At 73.4% G+C, this 16,809-nt stretch carries 11 protein-coding genes; 7 read left to right on the top strand and 4 right to left on the bottom strand.

The window, feature by feature from the left end; genetic code table 11:
• The first annotated feature begins 107 nt into the window (after positions 1–107).
• From ACBJ59_RS20545 to ACBJ59_RS20530, 4 genes are read left to right on the top strand one after another with little or no spacing between them, the layout of a single operon-like run.
• Positions 108–5,129 (top strand): hypothetical protein, encoded by a 5,022-nt coding sequence (locus tag ACBJ59_RS20545; protein ID WP_375111819.1) that lies wholly within the window; start codon positions 108–110, stop codon positions 5,127–5,129.
• Between the two features lie 59 nt (positions 5,130–5,188).
• The gene (locus tag ACBJ59_RS20540; RefSeq protein WP_375111818.1) at positions 5,189–5,899 is read left to right on the top strand and encodes a TetR/AcrR family transcriptional regulator; all 711 of its coding nucleotides are present in this window, start codon (positions 5,189–5,191) and stop codon (positions 5,897–5,899) included.
• A complete protein-coding gene (locus ACBJ59_RS20535) occupies positions 5,896–8,385 on the top strand; it encodes a PEP/pyruvate-binding domain-containing protein (RefSeq protein ID WP_375111817.1) in 2,490 nt (829 codons plus the stop codon). The genes ACBJ59_RS20540 and ACBJ59_RS20535 overlap by 4 nt, the downstream gene beginning before the upstream one ends.
• Before the next feature lie 50 nt (positions 8,386–8,435).
• On the top strand, positions 8,436–8,588 hold the full coding sequence (locus tag ACBJ59_RS20530) for a hypothetical protein (protein ID WP_375111816.1): 153 nt from the start codon (positions 8,436–8,438) through the stop codon (positions 8,586–8,588).
• A 5-nt stretch (positions 8,589–8,593) separates the two neighbouring features.
• Here ACBJ59_RS20530 and ACBJ59_RS20525 read toward each other — a convergent pair whose 3' ends face one another.
• Positions 8,594–9,760 (bottom strand): FAD-dependent oxidoreductase, encoded by a 1,167-nt coding sequence (locus ACBJ59_RS20525; RefSeq protein ID WP_375111815.1) that lies wholly within the window; start codon positions 9,758–9,760, stop codon positions 8,594–8,596.
• On the bottom strand, positions 9,757–10,389 hold the full coding sequence (locus ACBJ59_RS20520; RefSeq protein WP_375111814.1) for a TetR/AcrR family transcriptional regulator: 633 nt from the start codon (positions 10,387–10,389) through the stop codon (positions 9,757–9,759). The genes ACBJ59_RS20525 and ACBJ59_RS20520 overlap by 4 nt, the downstream gene beginning before the upstream one ends.
• A gap of 130 nt (positions 10,390–10,519) precedes the next feature.
• On the opposite strand from ACBJ59_RS20520, the gene ACBJ59_RS20515 reads away from it, so the two are divergent.
• Both ACBJ59_RS20515 and ACBJ59_RS20510 read left to right on the top strand, forming a co-directional pair.
• Positions 10,520–10,975 carry a hypothetical protein gene (locus ACBJ59_RS20515; RefSeq protein ID WP_375111813.1) on the top strand — a complete coding sequence of 152 codons (456 nt, stop codon included), beginning with the start codon at positions 10,520–10,522 and terminating at the stop codon, positions 10,973–10,975.
• A gap of 14 nt (positions 10,976–10,989) precedes the next feature.
• Positions 10,990–11,889: an oxidoreductase gene (locus ACBJ59_RS20510; protein WP_375111812.1), complete on the top strand. Its 900-nt coding sequence runs from the start codon at positions 10,990–10,992 to the stop codon at positions 11,887–11,889.
• Here the strand turns inward: ACBJ59_RS20510 and ACBJ59_RS20505 are convergent.
• The gene (locus ACBJ59_RS20505; protein ID WP_375111811.1) at positions 11,886–13,868 is read right to left on the bottom strand and encodes an amino acid transporter; all 1,983 of its coding nucleotides are present in this window, start codon (positions 13,866–13,868) and stop codon (positions 11,886–11,888) included. The two genes, ACBJ59_RS20510 and ACBJ59_RS20505, sit on opposite strands and share 4 nt — an antisense overlap.
• A gap of 186 nt (positions 13,869–14,054) precedes the next feature.
• Between ACBJ59_RS20505 and ACBJ59_RS20500 the strand changes: the two genes are divergently transcribed.
• Positions 14,055–16,019 carry a GTP-binding protein gene (locus ACBJ59_RS20500; RefSeq protein ID WP_375111810.1) on the top strand — a complete coding sequence of 655 codons (1,965 nt, stop codon included), beginning with the start codon at positions 14,055–14,057 and terminating at the stop codon, positions 16,017–16,019.
• Here the strand turns inward: ACBJ59_RS20500 and ACBJ59_RS20495 are convergent.
• A complete protein-coding gene (locus ACBJ59_RS20495; RefSeq protein WP_375111809.1) occupies positions 16,016–16,801 on the bottom strand; it encodes an intradiol ring-cleavage dioxygenase in 786 nt (261 codons plus the stop codon). The two genes, ACBJ59_RS20500 and ACBJ59_RS20495, sit on opposite strands and share 4 nt — an antisense overlap.
• Between the last annotated feature and the right edge of the window lie 8 nt (positions 16,802–16,809).

Here is a 16,809-nt window from a genome sequence, read left to right as displayed (position 1 = left end):
GCGCTCCCGTAGTTCCCGGCGGGAGGACAGGAGATCTCGGAATGCGGTGTGACGAGAGTGACACATGTGTAGCTTTTTCACATTGTTGGATGACCTTGGAGTGAGCGATGGCGTCAGAACAGCTCGACGCGGCCATGAACCATTGGAAAGCGGGAGATCTCGATGAGGCCGCGGCGCTGTTCAGGCAGATCGCGGCCACGGGAGACCCGGAAGCGTCCCACCTGCTGGCCGGGTTACTCCAGGAGCAGGGGGACCTGGACGGCGCCGAGGCGGCGCACAGATCGGTGATCCAGTCGGGTGACCCGGTGTTCGGCCAGCGCTCGGCCATCGCCATGGGGATGATGCTGGTCAACGCCGAGGAGTGGGCGGCGGCGCACCGGGTGCTGATGATCGCCTCCGACGGGGCCGACTTCGAGGTGGCCGCGCTCGCGGACACGGCGCTGGTGCTGGTGTTCACGCAGATGGGGGACGCGCCGGGCGCTCAGGCGGCGCTGGAGCGGGCCCGCAGGTGTAACAGCCCCGCCGTGGCCGAGCTGGCCGCGCGGCTGGAGCTGCCCGAGTTCCACCAGGACCCGGCCTCGGCGCGTGACCTGTACGACGCGGCGCAGGACGAGGACGACTTCCGGGAGCTGCTGACCTGCGGGGACCCGGAGGTGGTGGCGCAGTCGGCGTTCCGGCTCTACCAGATGTACGCCGAGGCCGAGGAGTTCGGCTCGGCCCGCGAGATGTGCGAGCACGCGATCGCCGTCGGCCACCCCGACCACCACGCCCTGGCGCACAAGCTGCTCGGCGCGGTGCTGGTGGACCTGGGCGAGTACGCCGAGTCCGCCGCCGCCTACCGGGTGGCCGCCGAGGACCCCAGGCCCGACATCCGGCTGCCCTCGCTCGTCGAGCTGGCCAAGGTGACCGCGCAGCTCGGCGACGAGGAGGAGACCAAGGCGATCTTCCGCCGGGTGATCGCCAGCGGCCAGCGCGAGTACGTCGTGCAGGCCCAGGCATGCCTGGCCCAGATGCACACCGAGGCCGGCGAGACCGCCGCGGCGCTGGCCGCGCTGCGCGCCGTGCTGGAGGCGGGCGAGGACGAGTGGGCCTCCGTCTGCGTCACCCTGCTCGGCCTGCTCCTCGAACAGCACCCCGAGGTCCACGACGAGATCATGGAGCTGGCCGCGCTGGCGTCCCGGCACGAGGATCCCGACGCCGCGTTCAAGGCCGCGCTGCTCCTGGAGCACGCCGCCAGGCAGCAGCCGCTGGCCGACCCCGTCGAGGAGCAGGCGCTCCAGGACACCGACGACGGCCTGGCCCGCCTGAGGGCCGGAGAGCTGGCCGAGGCCAGGCGGCTGCTGCGCCGGGCCGCCGACTCCGGGGCCGCCGAGCAGTCGCCGCGCGCCATGGTGGCGCTGGCGGAGCTGGAGCTGGGCGAGGGGGACCGGGAGCAGGCCGACGAGCTGCTGGCGTACGTGGCCGAGGGCGACGACGTGCTCCAGGGGTTCAACGCGGCCTTCCTGCTGCACCTGCTGCGCGAGTCGGGCGCGGAGCCGCACCCCGTGCTGGGCGCGATGCTCGACCACCAGCGGCTGGGCAGGGAGGAGGGCCTGCTCCGGTACCGCGATGCCATGGACCACCCCGACCCGGCCGTCTCGGCCATCGGCACCGCCGTGTTCGCGCAGGTGCTGGCCTCGATCGGGTACGACCTGTCGGACGCGGCCGGGATGTTCCGCACGGCCGCGGAGTCCGGGGATCCGCTGGCGCTGTCGTACACGGCGGTGATCTGCAGGGACGTGCTGACGGGCACGGACGAGGCGGTCGAGCTGCTGCGCCGGGCCAGCGCGGACGGGCATCCGGCGCTGGCGCCGTGGGTGGCGTACCTGCTGGGCGGGCTCGTCGCGGAGAGCGCGCCGGGGGAGGCGCGGGCCGCGTACGAGTCGGTGCTCGGGACCGGGCACAAGGGGCTGCGGATCGAGGCCGCCGCGGACCTGGTGGCGCTGTACGAGAGGCAGGGCGACCTGCTGGCGGCGTGCCGCCTGCACGAGCGGCTGATCGCCGAGGGGGAGCGGGCGCGGGCCGCGCTGCCGCTGGGGTTCACCAGGGTCAGGCTCGACGACATGGAGGGCGCGCGGGCCACGTTCGCCCTGGCCGACGACGAGGTCGGGGCGTTCGGCAGGCTGCTGCTCGACCGGGACTTCGCGGCGGCGGCGCGGGCGTTGCCCGAGGGGGACGCGTACGCGATGGCCGTCGCGCTGGCCATGGAGTGCGCGCACGCCTGGCAGCGCACCCGCGAGACGGCCGCCGCCGACGCGGCGCTCTCGCTGGTCGCCGCGGCCGGGCGGCCGGAGGACCGGCAGCGGGCCGGCTGTTTCCTCGGTGCCCTGCGCGGTGACGCGGGCGACCGGCGCGGGGCCGTGGCGGCGTTCATTGGGGCGCTGGGGGAGGACGGCCACCTGAACGGCGTGGCGCTCCGCTCCGCCGGCCAGATCCTGCGCGAGCTCGGGGAGCATGCCGAGGCGGTGGAGGTGCTCTCCCGGGCGCTCTCCCAGACGCACTCTCAGGCGCGCTCCCCGGAGAACTCCGAGGTGCTCGCCCGAGTGCCGGACGCCGATGACGAGCTGCTGACGATGCTCGGCGAGTCGCTGGTCGCCTGCGGGCGGGCCGAGGAGGCCCGGGAGTGGCTGGCCGCCTCCGCGACGTTCGGGGCGGACGAGGTGACGTTGCGGCTTGCCGGTTGGCTGCACGAGCACGGTGACACCGAGGGCGCGCTCGCGGCCATGACGGCGGCGCCGCCCGCGGTGACGGGGGAGTCCGAGCGCCTGCTCGGCACGCTGCTGGCCGGGACCGGGGAGCTGGAGGCGGCGAAGGCGGCGTTCGAGCGGGCGGCGGCCATCGATCCCGCCTCGGAGCCGGAGACCATGCTGGCCGCGGGACGATGCCTGACGGTGGCCGGTGACGCCGAGGCCGCCCGCTTCGCGCTGGAACGGGCCGCGGCGGGGGAGGGCGACGCGCACTCCTCCGCCGTGGCCCGCCACCTGCTCGGCCGGGCCACCGAGGAGGAGCTGCCCTGGGTGCTGGCGGCGGAGGGCGACCGGGAGGGCGCGCTGGCCGCGCTGACCGGGCGCACGGGGTCGGCGCTGGTGGCCGCCGTGCTGCTCGCCCTCGACGCCGACGACCTGCCGGGCCTGCGCCGCGCCCTGTCCGCACCCGCATCCGCACCCGCATCCGCACCCGCATCCGCATCCGCGCCCGAGGACAGGGAGCGGGCGTTGCGGGAGGTGGTGGTCAGGGCGCGGCAGCTGGAGGGCGGCGCGGCCGAGCCGCTCCTCCGGATCGTCGCCGAGCTGGGCGAGCCCGGGATCGCGGCCGAGGCCCGGGTCGAGCTGGGCGCGGTCCTGTCCAACGAGGGCGACCACTCCCGCGCCGAGCTGTGTCTCCTCCCCGCCACCGAGGTGCCGGGGACGGCCGGGACGGCCTGGCACTACCTCGCCGTCGTACGCCACCGCCGCGGCGACCTCGACGGCGCGATCGAGGCGGCCACCGCCGCCCTGCCCGCCACCGCGGCCCTCGCCGCCGAGCTTCTGGCGGAGCGCGGCGACACCGCCGGGGTACGGCGGGTGCTGGCCGGGGGCGCCGCGGCCGGCGACCTCGAATGCGTCCGCCGCCTGCTGGTCCACCTGCTCCAGGAGGAGGACCACGACGCCGTGGCGGCGGAGGCCGAGCGCGCCGCGGCGACCGGCGACCCCGAGACCGTGGCCATGGCGTACTGGACGTGGGGCGACGCCTGCAAGGCCAGGGGCGACCTGGAGCAGGCGGCCCTGCTGTACGGCCGGGGCGTCGACACCGGCTTCCCCGGCACCACGCCCAGCATGCGGGTGGACCTGGCCAGGGCCCTGCGGGAGCGGGGCGACACGGAGGAGGCCGGTCGGGAGGTGCGGCTGGCCGTCGAGTCCGGCGACCGCGACGGCGTGGCCAGGGGCGGCGTACAGCTCGGCGTCTGGCTGCACGAGGAGGGCGACCAGCTCGGCGCCGCCCGGGCGTTCGCCGCGGCGGCCGGCACCGGCACCGACCTCGCGCGAACCGCTCTGAGCAACCTCGAAGCCCTCGCCTACCAGGCGTGCCGGCGCGGCGAGCACGACGTGGCCGTCGAGGTGCTGGAGCTGATGGGCCCGCGGGCCGCCGAGCAGGCCCGGGAGCTGGGCGACCTGTGCGAGGACCCGGCGGCCGTGCGGCGCTACCACGAGCTGGCCGGTCCCGGCCCGTTCACCGACCTGCGGGTGGCCGAGCGGCTGGAGAGCCTGGGCGAGACGGCGCAGGCCCGCGCGATCTACGAGCGGCTGAACGAGCACGAGAACGCCGACGTACGGTTCGTGGTCGGCGGCAGGCTGCTGTCGCTGCTCGACGCCGAGGGCGACTCCGAGGCCTTCTACAACCTGGCGGAGCGGCAGGCCGGGGACGCCGACAGCCCCGTGCAGGGCGTCTTCGGCAGCCTGCTCGGCATGCTGCAGGGCCGCCAGGGCGACACCGAGGCGTCGCTGCGCACGCTGCGGGCGGCGGCCGGGAGCGGGGAGCCGACCGCGCTGAGCGTGTTCGCGCAGGCGCTGGTGGGCGCGGGCGAGGTGGAGGAAGGGCGGCAGGTCTACCTGCGGGTGCTGGACGCGGGTGACGACGACCTCGCGGTCCGGGCCATGATCGCGATCGGGCAGACGTACCACGACGAGGACGAGGAGCGGGCGAGCGGGTGGTACCGCCGGGCCGTCGAGGAGGGCGCGGGGCATGCCGGCGCGCTGGCCGCGATGTACCTGGGCGCGCTGGCCAAGCGGCGGCGGGACTACCCGGAGGCGCTCACCTGGTACCAGCGGGTCATCGACGCGGGCGACTCCGAGTCGGGGATGGCGGCGGCGCACCTCGGCGAGCTCTGCTACTGGCTGGGGGACCGCGACGGGGCGCTGCGCTACTACGAGCTGACGCTGGGGCTGAGCGAGCAGCCGGAGCTGGTGGCCGAGGCCGCCTGCCGGCTCGGCGAGATCCGGTACGAGCGCGGCGACCTGGAGCTGGCCCGCCGCCTGCTGGTCACGGCCGTCGAGACCGCGGACCCCTCGTTCGCTCCCGAGGCGGAGGCGTTGCTGGGCAAGCTCCGGTGAACTTGCCATTAATTAAATGACCAAATAGTCTCATCCAGTCAAACAAATGGGGTGGGACTATGGCCAGGGCAGGACGCCCGCCGCAGGATCCGGCGCGCCAGCTCGAGCGGGCGCACCGGATCCTCGACGCCGTCGCCGAGCTGGTGCTGCGCTGGGGCTACGACAAGACCACGATCGACGACGTGGCCAGACGGGCCGGCGTCGCCAAGGGCACCATCTACCTGCACTGGAAGACGCGCGACGAGATGTTCGCCGCGCTGCTGCGCCGCGAGCGGGTGCTCATGATGGCCGCGGTGCGCGAGCGCGAGCCCGCCACGCTGAGCGAGCTGTTCGGGGAATACGCCCGGGCGCTGCTGGGGCGGCCCCTGCTCCGGGCCGTGCTGTCCGCGGACTCCGAGATCCTCGGCAAGCTCAGCCGCCGCAAGAAGGAGAGCACGAGCCAGTTCCAGCTCGGCGAGTCCTTCGACACGTACGTGGCCGAGCTGGTCAAGCACGGCGCGGTGCGGGACGATCCGGACGACTACCTGATGGTGGTCAGCTCGATCGTCTACGGGTACCTGTTCCTGCCGGACGGCCTGCCCTCGGGAGCCAAGCCGTCCGACGACCGGATCGCGGAGCTGGTGGCCGTCACCATCGAGCGGACCCTGAGCACCGGCCGCCCGCTGCCCGCCGCCGACGCCGAGGCCGTCGCGCGGGCGACTCTCGACTTTCTCGACACCACAGTGGAGATCGCCCAGCGGAAGCTGGCGCTCTCGTTGGAGGGCAAATGAGGGCCGTTCTTCCTCTCGACGACGCCGCGGCCGACCTCGCCACCGCCGGCGGCAAGGGTGCGTCCCTGGCCCGGCTGACCAGGGCCGGGCTGCCCGTTCCCGGTGGCTTCCACGTCACGACGGAGGCGTACCGGGCGTTCGTGGCCGGGTTCCGGGAGGAGATCCTGCGGGCGGCCGCCGCCGATCCCGGGGCGATCCCGGCGCTGTTCGCCGCCCATGACATGCCGGGCGAGATCGCCGCGGAGATCCTGCGGGCGTACGAGGGGCTCGGCGACGACGTGCCCGTGGCCGTACGCTCCTCCGCCACCGCCGAGGACCTGCCCGGCATGTCGTTCGCCGGGCAGCAGGACACCTACCTCAACATCCGCGGCGACGCCCTGCTCGACGCGGTGAGGCGCTGCTGGGCCTCGTTGTGGAACGCGCGCGCGATCGCCTACCGCGACCAGAACGGCGTGCCGCACGAGGACGTGGCGCTGGCCGTGGTGGTCCAGGAGCTGGTGGACGCCGACGCGGCCGGCGTCATGTTCACCGCCGACCCGGTCACCGGCGCCCGCGACGCCACCGTCATCAACGCCTCCTGGGGGCTCGGCGAGGCGGTCGTCGGCGGGCAGGTCACCCCGGACGCGATCGTCGTGACCGGTGGCGCGGTCACCGAGTCGCGCACCGGCGACAAGAAGGTCATGACCGTGCGCACCGCCGCGGGCACCGAGGAGCGCCCGGTCCCCGAGGAGCTGCGCGGCGCGCCCGTGCTCGACGACGCCCAGGCACTGGAGCTGGCCGGGCTCGGCGCGCGCATCCAGGACCTGTACGGCACCCCGATGGACGTGGAGTGGACCCGGCGCGGCGGCACGTTCGCCATCGTGCAGGCCCGCCCGATCACCGGGCTCAAGGCGCCGCTGGAGGAGTGGAACGACAGCCTCAAGGGCGACTACCTGTGGACCGCCGGCAACCTGGGCGAGGCCATCCCCGACGTGATGACGCCGATCACGTGGTCGTTCGTGCGCCTGTTCATCAGGGAGGCCATGTCCTCCTCGGCGCTGCCGGGCTTCGACCTGGTGGGCAACATCGGCGGCCGCTTCTACATGAACCTGAGCGTCGTCCACTCCGTCGCCCGCGCCCTGGGCATGAGCGGCCGGCTCGGCGCGGTCGAGCAGGTCTTCGGCAAGGTGCCGGCCAGCCTGGACGTGCCGATGGTACGGGTGTCGCGCTGGGGCATCATGAAGCGCGTGCTGCCCATGGCCGTGCACCTCCAGCGCCGCGTGCGGGCGAACCTCAAGGCCATGCCCGCCTTCCTGGCCACCTCCCAGCAGCGGTGCGAGGAGCTGCGCGAGCGCGTGGCCGCCACCGGATCGGGCCCCGAGCTGGCCGGCCTCTGGGAGCGGGAGATCCGCCCGCACATGGTCACCTCCTGCCGCATGCTGGAGGCCGCCGGGCGCCAGGGCGGCTCCACGCTGGTCTACACGCGTGACCGGCTGCGCAAGATGATGGGCGAGGTGGACGCCGAGGCCATGCTCACCGGCGTCAACATCGACGGCGAGCTGGCCAGCATGGGGCCGGTGATGGGCCTGTCCAGGCTGGTGCGCGGGGAGATCACCAGGGACGAGTTCGCCCGCACGTACGGGCATCGCGGCCCCCACGAGTTCGAGGTGTCGATCCCCCGGCCCGGCGAGGACCCCGCGCGGATCGAGGCCCTGATCGAGGGCCTGCGCGGCATGAAGGACGACACCGAGGCGCTGCTGGAGCGGCAGCGCGAGGCCAGGGAGCGGGCCTGGGCCCGCTTCGCGCAGCGTTACCCGGGCAAGGAGGCCAAGATGCGGGCCCGGGTCCAGCGCTGGAACGCGGTCGTGCGCGACCGGGAGTCCGCGCGGTCGGAGAACATGCGGGCGTTCTGGGTGCTGCGGGCCTTCACCGTACGCGCGGGGGAGCTGACCGGGATCGGCGACGACGTGTTCTCCCTCTACCTGGACGAGCTGCTCGCCCTGCTGCGCGGCGACCGGTCCGTGCTGGAGCGGGTGCCGGCCCGGCGCGCCACCTACGAGCGGTACGCCGCCCTGCCGCCCTACCCGGTGCTGATCGTGGGCCACTTCGACCCTGTGCGCTGGGCGGCCGACCCCGCGCGGCGGGCCGACGTCTATGACGCGCGCGGCGCCTCCGTGCCGGTGAGCGAGACCGTGACCGGCTTCCCCGGCGCGCCCGGCGTGGTGGAGGGCATCGCCCGGGTCATCTCGGGGCCCGAGGACGGCGATCGGCTCAAGCCCGGCGAGATCCTCGTGACGACGCTGACGAACGTGGGCTGGACGCCGATGTTCCCGCGCGCGGCCGCCGTGGTGACCGACATGGGCGCGCCCCTGTCGCACGCCTCGATCGTGGCCCGCGAGCTGGGCATCCCCGCCGTGGTCGGCACCGGCAACGCCACCATGCGGCTGCGCGACGGCGACCGGATCAGGGTGGACGGCGAGCGGGGCACGGTCGAGTTGCTGGCGTGAAAAGTCTGCGCCAAGTCGGCCCTCCCGCCGGCCGGTGTGTGATCACTCTGATGACCATGATCGAACAGTGGATTCTCGAAGACGAACGCGAGCTGGAGGCACGCTGCGCCCGGTTCAGGAACGCCGTCGCGGCACTGGACCGCAGGGACGGCGAGCAGGACCCGGACGGCCGGCGACCAGATGACCAGGAGCCTGCGGCGTAACCGCCTCAACGAGGCGTTGGGGAAGCGCGTCGAGGGCTGATGAGGTGGTGGCCGCCCGGGCTGAGCGAGTTGACGAACAGGCGGCCGCCACCGGGCAGGGCGGCCAGCCGGAAGATGAGGTCGCGGGCGACGATGCGCCAGCGGTTGGAGGGGGCCATCCACCGTACGAAGCGCCGCCCGAACTGCTGCACCTCGGCGATCGCCGGCGCCATCCGCCCCTGGTAGCGGGCCAGGGCGCCGGGCAGGTCGCCGCCCGCGGAGAGCTCGTCGGCCAGCACCCACGCCCCGGCCATGGCCATGGACGCCCCGTGGCCGGCGAACAGCGACACCGCCTGGCACGCGTCGCCCACCAGCACGATCCGGCCCCGGTGCCAGCGCTCCATCTCCACCTGCGTCACCAGGTCGTGGTAGAGCTCGGGCGGGCCGGGGCAGCGCGCCAGCACCTCGGGCAGGATCCAGCCGCGCCCGCCGAAGTGGCGGCGCAGGTCGGCCGCGGGGTCGGCGGGCAGGGCCGGGTCGGGCTCGCGGCGCAGGAACAGCAGGGCGAGGCGGTCGTCGCGCAGGGCGTACGCGCCGGCCATCAGGCCGGGCTCGGTGAGCATCTGGTAGCGGGTGCCGACGCGGCGGCTCAGCTCCGCGTCCGCCAGGATGTACGCCGCCACCTGGTGACCGAGGTAGCGCGGCGTCACGTCGCCGAACGCCAGATCGCGCACCCGGGAGCGGGCGCCGTCCGCGCCCACGAGCAGGTCGACCCGGCGGGTGGTGCCGTCGGTGAGCCGGACCGACACCCCGGCGGTGTCCTGTTCGGCGGCCTCGACGGTGGTGCCGTACGTGGTCGGGGCGCGTACGTCCTCGGCGACGGCCCGCGCCAGGTCGGCGCGGAGCAGGCTGATCACCCCTTCCATGCCGGTGGTCAGGGACAGGCGGCTGGTCTGCCTTCCGTCGCGGTCGACGTAGCTGAGCTCGTTGACCGGGTAGCGGGACCGTAGCAGCCGGGACCGCAGCCCCATCCGCTCGGCCACCTCGTGGCCGGGACCGTAGAAGTCGATCATGTAGCCGCCGTCGCGGAACGCCGGCGCCCGCTCCACCAGCTCCACCTCCCAGCCGGCCCGCTCGAGATGCCAGGCCAGCGTCAGCCCGGCGATGCCGGCGCCGCAGATCAGAGCCTTCATGATTCTCTCCTCCTCCTGATGTCCTCCGCCGGTGGCGCCGAGGGCGGCGCGGGCTCGGCCGGGCCCAGGCCGAACATGGCGCGCAGGGGGGCGGCCAGGGAGGCGGGGTCGAGGCCCGGGTCGAGGGCGCGGTGCATCATGATCCCGTCGATCGAGGCCGCCAGCATCGCGGCCGCCGCGACCGCGTCGCCCTGGTAGCCGCGCTCGGCCAGCCAGGACGCCACGGCGGAGCGGAACCGGCCGATCTGGTCGCCGAGCCGCCCGCGCAGGTCCGGCAGCCGGGTGGCGGCCAGGAACATCTCCACCACCACCAGCGAGGCCGGGTCCGTGCCGCTGTAGCGCGACAGCTCGCCCAGCAGCCAGTCCACCCCCTCGCCGATGCCCGGCTGCCCGGACAGCTCCGCGGCCATCGAGTCGAGCAGGCTCCCGGTGAAGCCGAGCCCGGCCGCCACCAGCAGGTCCGTGACCGAGGCGAAGTGGTAGTGCACGACGCCGGGCGCCACCCCGGCCCGCTCGGCGACGAGCCTGGTCGTGACGCCACCCCAGCCGACCTCGGGCACGAGGGCGACGGCCGCGTCGAGCAGCTGCCGGCGGGTGGCCTTGCCGCGGTCCGCGGACTTCGGTGCCATGGATACCTCTTGGGCAAATGACTTGGGCATTTGTCCAAATAGTACACGTGGAAGTCTGTGACGGCTACTTGACGATAAAGAGCAAGTACTTGATGATTGACGTCAAGCAGCAGTGAGCTGGAGGGACGCCATGGAGACCAGGACACAGACGCACGCGGATCTTGCCGAGGATCTGAAGCGCATCGTCGCCGCCCGGCTGCTCGACCCGCTCGACATCCTGTTCGGAGCGGGTGAGGAGCTGCACGAGCGGCTCGGGCAGCAGGCGGAGGAGTGGGCGCGGACGTTGCTCGGCGAGGACGACCGGGCGGCCGCGTACACCGCGATCCGCCTGGTGAGCGCGCTCTGCCCGGGCGACGCGGCGTTCGATCCGCCGGTCGCCTGGTGGGCCACTCCGTTCGGGCGGGCCGTCTTCCGCCGGGCCGGCCATCCCGCCGCGTCGGCGGTGCCGTTCCCGGTGGCGGCGGCCGTGCTCGGCATCACCCGCCAGGGCGTCCACGACCTGACCGTACGCGGCAAGCTCCAGCGCGATCCCGGTGGCGGCGTCACCGTCGACTCCGTACGTGCCCGCCTCGCCACCCGCACCTGACGAAGGGGATTCACATGACCATGCTCCGACTCGCCGGCGACCTTGCCGTCGGCAGGCTCGGCTACGGCGCGATGCAGCTGCCGGGCCCCCAGGTGTGGGGCCCGCCGGCCGACCCGGACAACGCCCTGGCGGTGCTCCGCCGGGCCGTCGAGCTGGGCGTCACCCACATCGACACCAGCGACGCGTACGGCCCTCACGTGGCGAACGACCTGATCAGGCAGGCCCTGCACCCCTACCCCGACGATCTCGTCATCGCCACCAAGGTCGGCGTCGCCAGGGACGAGTGGCGCTCCTTCAACGCCGCCGCCAAGCCCGCCGAGCTGCGCGAGCAGGTGGAGGAGAACCTCGCCCGCCTCGGCCGGGCCCGGCTCGACCTGGTCTACCTGCGGGTGGGTGGCGACGGCCTGCTCCACCCGGACGAGACGCCGTTCGCGGAGTCGTTCGCCACGCTGGCCGGGCTGCGCGAGCGCGGGCTCATCCGGCACCTGGGGCTCAGCGGGGTCACCGTCGAGCAGCTCAAGGAGGCCCGCGAGATCGCGCCCGTGGTCGCCGTGCAGAACCGCTACCACCTGCTCGACCGGGGCGGCGAGGACGTGCTGCGGGCCTGCGAGGAGCAGGGCGTGGCGTTCGTGCCCTACTTCCCGCTGGCCGCCGGGCTGCTCAGGCCGGGCCTGGACACCTCGCAGCTGCCGCCCGGCATGGCGCCGTCGGCCGCGCAGGAGCGCACGCTCGACGAGGTGAGCGCCCGGCACGGCGCCACGCGCGCGCAGGTGGCGCTGGCCTGGCTGCTGGGCCGCTCCCCGGCCGTGCTCGCCATCCCCGGCACCACCTCGCTCGCCCACCTGGAGGAGAACGTCGCCGCCGCCGACCTCGTCCTGACGGGCGAGGACCGGGCCGCACTGGACGCGCTCTAACCGCCGACGTGGATGCCCGGCCGCCGCGCCCGATCGGGCTCGCCGGCCCGGATGATCTCCCGTACGACCGGAGCCGTGTCACCCCGCCCCAGGATGAGATAGCGCAGCAGGTGCATCAGCGGCGCCCCCTCCGCCCACTCGAAGTAGCAGTGGGGCCGCACGCCGGTCGCGTCGCGCAGGGCGAGCAGGATGGCGGCGATGGCGTTCGGCGCGGCCGGGCTCTCCGCCCGCAGCACGCGGTGTCCCGCCACCTCCACCCCGTGCACCCGCAGCACGTCGCTGAAGGTGGACGGGTCGATGACGTCGATCTCCAGGAACAGCACGTCCGCCCGGCCCGGGACCGGGTTCATGCCGCGCTGCTCGGCCTCCTTGGCGTCGTACTCGGCCTTGTCGCCGGAGCCGCGCCGGTTGGCGATGATGTTGAGCTGCCCGTCGAAGGCGATCGACTCGGTCACGAGCCGCCGGGCCGCCTCGTCGAACTCGATCCGGTCGGCCCGCAGCTCGGTCGTACGGGAGACGCGCGAGACCAGCGAGATGACGATGATGCCCAGGATGAACAGCGCGGAGATGGCGATGCCGTCGGGCTTCTCCCGGATGTTCTCCACCAGCGCGTACAGCAGGACGAGGGTCAGCACGGTGAACCCGGCGACGGCCCTGCGCTGCCGGCGGCGGACGGCGGAGATCGTCACCGCGACCGCGCCGGAGACCATCATGGCCAGGATGCCGGTGGCGTACGCGCCCGCCTGGGCGTCCACGTCGGCGTCGAACGCGATCGTGAGCGCCACGCAGATGCCCGTGTAGACCAGCACCACGGGCCGCACGGCCCGGCCCCAGTCGGGTGCCATGCCGTAGGAGGGCAGGTAGCGCGGCACGATGTTGATCAGCCCGGCCATGGCGGAGGCGCCGGCGAACCACAGGATGAGGATGGTGCTGATGTCGTACACCGTGCCGAACATCTCGCCCATCCGCTCGTGGGCCAGGTACGCCAGCGCCCTGCCGTTGGCCGCCCCGCCGGGCCGGAACTCCTCGGCCGGGATGAGCACGGTCGTCACGAAGCTGGTGGCGATGAGGTAGACGCTCATGATGAGCGCGGCGACGGTCAGCAGCTTGCGGGTGTTGCCGATGCGCGAGCTCAGCCGCGCCTCGGCGGTCTCGCCCTTGGCCTCGACCAGCGGCATCATGCTGACGCCCGTCTCGAACCCCGACAGGCCCAGCACCAGCAGCGGGAAGGCCAGCACCGCCGGCCCGATGACCCCGCCCAGGCCGCCGCCCCCGCTGGTCAGCGCGTCGGTCCAGCGCGACAGCGCGTCGGGGGAGGCCAGCACCTCGGTGATCCCCACGACGACGACCACGGCGTTCAGGCCCAGGAAGAGCGCCACCAGCGGGATGGCCACGCCGACCGCCTCGGTGAAGCCGAGCAGGAACACCCCGCCGAGCACGAGCAGCAGCGCCACGGTCAGCGCGACCTCGTGGCCGTGCAGGAAACTCGGGAAGAACGGGTTCTCCACGACGTGCACCGACGCGTCGGCCGCCGACAGCGTGATCGTGATGATCCACGACGTGGCCACGAACCCCAGCAGTACCAGCACGAAGAGCTTGCCCTGCCAGAACGGCAGCAGCCGCTCCAGCATCGCCACCGACCCCTGCCCGTGCGGGCTCTCCTTGGCCACCCGCCGGTACATCGGCAGCATGCCCAGCAGCGTCAGCGCCACGATGAGCAGCGTGGCCAGCGGCGACAGCGCCCCGGCGGCCAGCGCGGCGATGGCGGGCAGGTAGGCCAGGGTGGAGAAGTAGTCGACGCCGGTCAGGCACATGACCTTCCACCAGGCCTGCGGCTTGGCGTGCCCCTCGGCGGTCTCGGGGCCGACCGGCTGCACCTGGTGCCGCAGCAGCCACCGCGTCAGGCCGCCGGACGGCGCCGCCTTGCGGGTCGGGCTCTCGACCACTTCGGGGATGACGAGCCCACCTCTACCGTCCACCTGATCTTCCTCTCATCGTGAACGGTGCCCACCTTAGCGAGGCGTAAATCCGTTGCCCCATGCAGACCCGCTCTGGTGTCCTGGACCCCCGGCCGGTCGATCGCGAGGAGCAGGCAATGCGAGCAACGTTCATGTCCCCCGAGACAGAAGGAGTCGTCGACCCAGAGGACATGACGTTCGGTGCGAATGCTCAACTTGGGAATCCTGGCCCATGTGGACGCCGGTAAGACCAGCCTGACCGAGCGGCTGCTCCACGCCGCCGGTGCCATCGACGAGGTCGGCAGCGTCGATGACGGAAACACCCAGACCGACTCCTTGGCCCTGGAGCGCCAGCGCGGCATCACGATCAAGTCCGCGGTCGTCTCCTTCGCCATCGGCGACACCACGGTCAACCTGATCGACACGCCGGGCCACCCCGACTTCATCGCGGAGGTGGAGCGGGTCCTGAACGTGCTCGACGGCGCCGTCCTGGTCGTCTCCGCCGTGGAGGGCGTGCAGGCGCAGACCCGCGTGCTCATGCGTACGCTGCGCCGCCTCGGCATCCCCACGCTCGTCTTCGTCAACAAGATCGACCGGCGCGGCGCCCGGTACGACGGCGTGCTGGGCGAGCTCGCCGCCAAGCTCTCCCCGGCCGTCGTCGCCATGGGAGCCGCCACCGGCCTGGGCTCCGGCGATGCGGCCTTCGCGCCCTTCGACGACGGGCCCGCCTTCGCCGCGAGCCTGGCCGACGTGCTCACCGAGCAGGCCGACGCGCTGCTGGCCGCGTACGTGGCGGACGAGGGGTCGCTCTCCTACGCCCGGCTGCGCGCCGAGCTCGTGACCCAGACCGGGCAGGGGCTGGCGCACCCGGTGTTCTTCGGCTCGGCCATCACCGGCGCCGGCGTGGACGCGCTGATGGCGGGCATCCGGGAGCTGCTGCCCGCCGCCCAGGGCGATCCCGCGGGGCCGCTGTCGGGGACCGTCTTCAAGGTCGAGCGCGGCCCGGCGGGGGAGAAGGTGGCGTACGCGCGGATGTTCGGCGGCACGCTGCGCACCCGCGACCGGCTGAGCTTCGGCGAGGGGCGGGCGGGGAAGGTCACCGCGATCAGCGTGTTCGACGGCGGCACGGCGGTGCGCCGGCCGGAGGTGGCCGCGGGCAGGATCGCCCGCCTCTGGGGGCTGGCCGACGTCCGGATCGGCGACGCCATCGGCCGGCCGGGCAAGCACGGCGGGCGGGGCCACTTCGCGCCGCCGACCCTGGAGACGGTCGTCGTCCCCGGCCGCCCCGCCGACAGGGGCGCGCTGCACCTCGCGCTGGCCCAGCTCGCCGAGCAGGACCCGCTCATCGGCCTGCGCCAGGACGACCTGCGGCAGGAGGTGTCCGTCTCGCTCTACGGCGAGGTGCAGAAGGAGGTCGTCCAGGCCACGCTCATGAACGACTTCGGCCTCGACGTCACCTTCCGCGAGACCACCACGATCTGCGTCGAGCGGCCCGCCGGCACCGGCGCCGCGTTCGAGCTGATCGCCAAGGCCCCGAACCCGTTCCTCGCCACCGTGGGCCTGCGCGTCGAGCCGGGCGCGATCGGCAGCGGGGTCGCGTTCGGGCTGGAGGTGGAGCTGGGGTCGCTGCCGTACGCGTTCATGAAGACGATCGAGGAGACGGTACGCGAGACGCTGCGGCAGGGCCTGCACGGCTGGGAGGTGGTGGACTGCCTGGTCACGCTGACGCACTCCGGCTACTGGGCCCGGCAGAGCCACTCCGGCGGCGTCTTCGACAAGAGCATGTCGAGCACCGCGGGCGACTTCCGCAACCTGGTCCCGCTGGTGCTGATGAGTGCGCTGAAACGGGCCGGGACCACGGTGTACGAGCCGATGCACCGCTTCCGGCTGGAGCTGCCGCCCGACACGCTGGGCCCGGTGCTGCCCGTGCTGGCCCGGCTCGGCGCGATCCCGCGTACGCAGCTCTCGTCGCTGGTGGAGGGGGAGATCCCGGCGGCCCGGGTGCACGAGCTGGAGCAGCAGCTCCCTTCGCTGACCCGCGGCGAGGGCGTGCTGGAGTGCGACTTCGACCGCTACCGGCCCGTGCGCGGCCCGGTCCCGCGGCGCCCGCGTACCGACCACAACCCGCTCAACCGGAAGGAGTATCTGCTGCACGTCGTGCGCAGGGTCTAGCCGCCGTCCTTGTCGGAGTCGGTGGCCAGGACGATGGTGCCGAGATAGCCGTCGTCCTCCTCGGTGACCTTCAGCAGCATGCCGTCCCGGAAGAGGACGTCACCGGAGTTGAACGTCTCGCGCCTGCCCTCCCGCCGCGTGTACGGCGGCTTCGACAGGACCTCGGCGTTGAGCCGCTCGTCGAACATGAGCTGCGTGCTCAGCACCCGCCGCTCGCTCACGTGCACCATGACGTGGATGTGGACCGTCCGGCCCGGGTACCAGCCCGGCCAGATCGTGGTGAACTCGACGATGCCCTCGGCGTTGGTGACCTGCGCGCCGCGCAGGTACCGCTTGCCGTCGGTGGGCTTCATGTCGGCCATGTCGGACTTGCCGTCCGAGGCGATGTCATCGAGGCTCGGCGGAGCGCCGACGTCGTTCTTCGACTCCTTCTCCGCGCCCGAGTAGAGCCCGGCCGCGTCGCAGTGCCAGATCTCCACCACCGCGTCGTTCACCGGCTCGCACGACTCGGTGTCCTGGACCTTGATGGCCAGGCGCAGCCGGGTGCCCGGCCGGTCCTCGCGGATGTCGCTGCGGATCTTGTCGGCGTCGAAGTAGAAGGGGCCCTGCGTCGCGGTCGGCGTCAGCGCGCACGTGCGGGCCCCGGCGAAGCGGGAGTCCGCCAGGGCGGTGGCCCTGACCCCCGGTCCTGAGGAGGCGATGAGGCTGCCGAGCCCGAGCGAGCTGATGCCGGCGATCAGCCGCCGCCGGCTGACCCGCTGGCCTTCGTGATCGTGTCCCACTGGAGTTT

This window comes from Nonomuraea sp. MTCD27, assembly GCF_041950495.1.
In the GTDB taxonomy this organism is placed as follows: domain Bacteria; phylum Actinomycetota; class Actinomycetes; order Streptosporangiales; family Streptosporangiaceae; genus Nonomuraea.
Note: the sequence above shows the minus strand (reverse complement) of the source record. Positions and strands in the feature narration are given on the sequence as shown.

Bases quoted from the DNA above. Each gene is read 5' to 3' on its own strand.
- ACBJ59_RS20515 (WP_375111813.1), top strand. From the start codon at position 10,520: ATGGAGACCAGGACACAGACGCACGCGGATCTTGCCGAGGATCTGAAG.
- ACBJ59_RS20520 (WP_375111814.1), bottom strand. From the start codon at position 10,389: ATGGCACCGAAGTCCGCGGACCGCGGCAAGGCCACCCGCCGGCAGCTG.
- ACBJ59_RS20530 (WP_375111816.1), top strand. From the start codon at position 8,436: ATGACCATGATCGAACAGTGGATTCTCGAAGACGAACGCGAGCTGGAG.
- ACBJ59_RS20540 (WP_375111818.1), top strand. From the start codon at position 5,189: ATGGCCAGGGCAGGACGCCCGCCGCAGGATCCGGCGCGCCAGCTCGAG.
- ACBJ59_RS20545 (WP_375111819.1), top strand. From the start codon at position 108: ATGGCGTCAGAACAGCTCGACGCGGCCATGAACCATTGGAAAGCGGGA.
- ACBJ59_RS20535 (WP_375111817.1), top strand. From the start codon at position 5,896: ATGAGGGCCGTTCTTCCTCTCGACGACGCCGCGGCCGACCTCGCCACC.
- ACBJ59_RS20500 (WP_375111810.1), top strand. From the start codon at position 14,055: ATGCTCAACTTGGGAATCCTGGCCCATGTGGACGCCGGTAAGACCAGC.
- ACBJ59_RS20510 (WP_375111812.1), top strand. From the start codon at position 10,990: ATGACCATGCTCCGACTCGCCGGCGACCTTGCCGTCGGCAGGCTCGGC.
- ACBJ59_RS20525 (WP_375111815.1), bottom strand. From the start codon at position 9,760: ATGAAGGCTCTGATCTGCGGCGCCGGCATCGCCGGGCTGACGCTGGCC.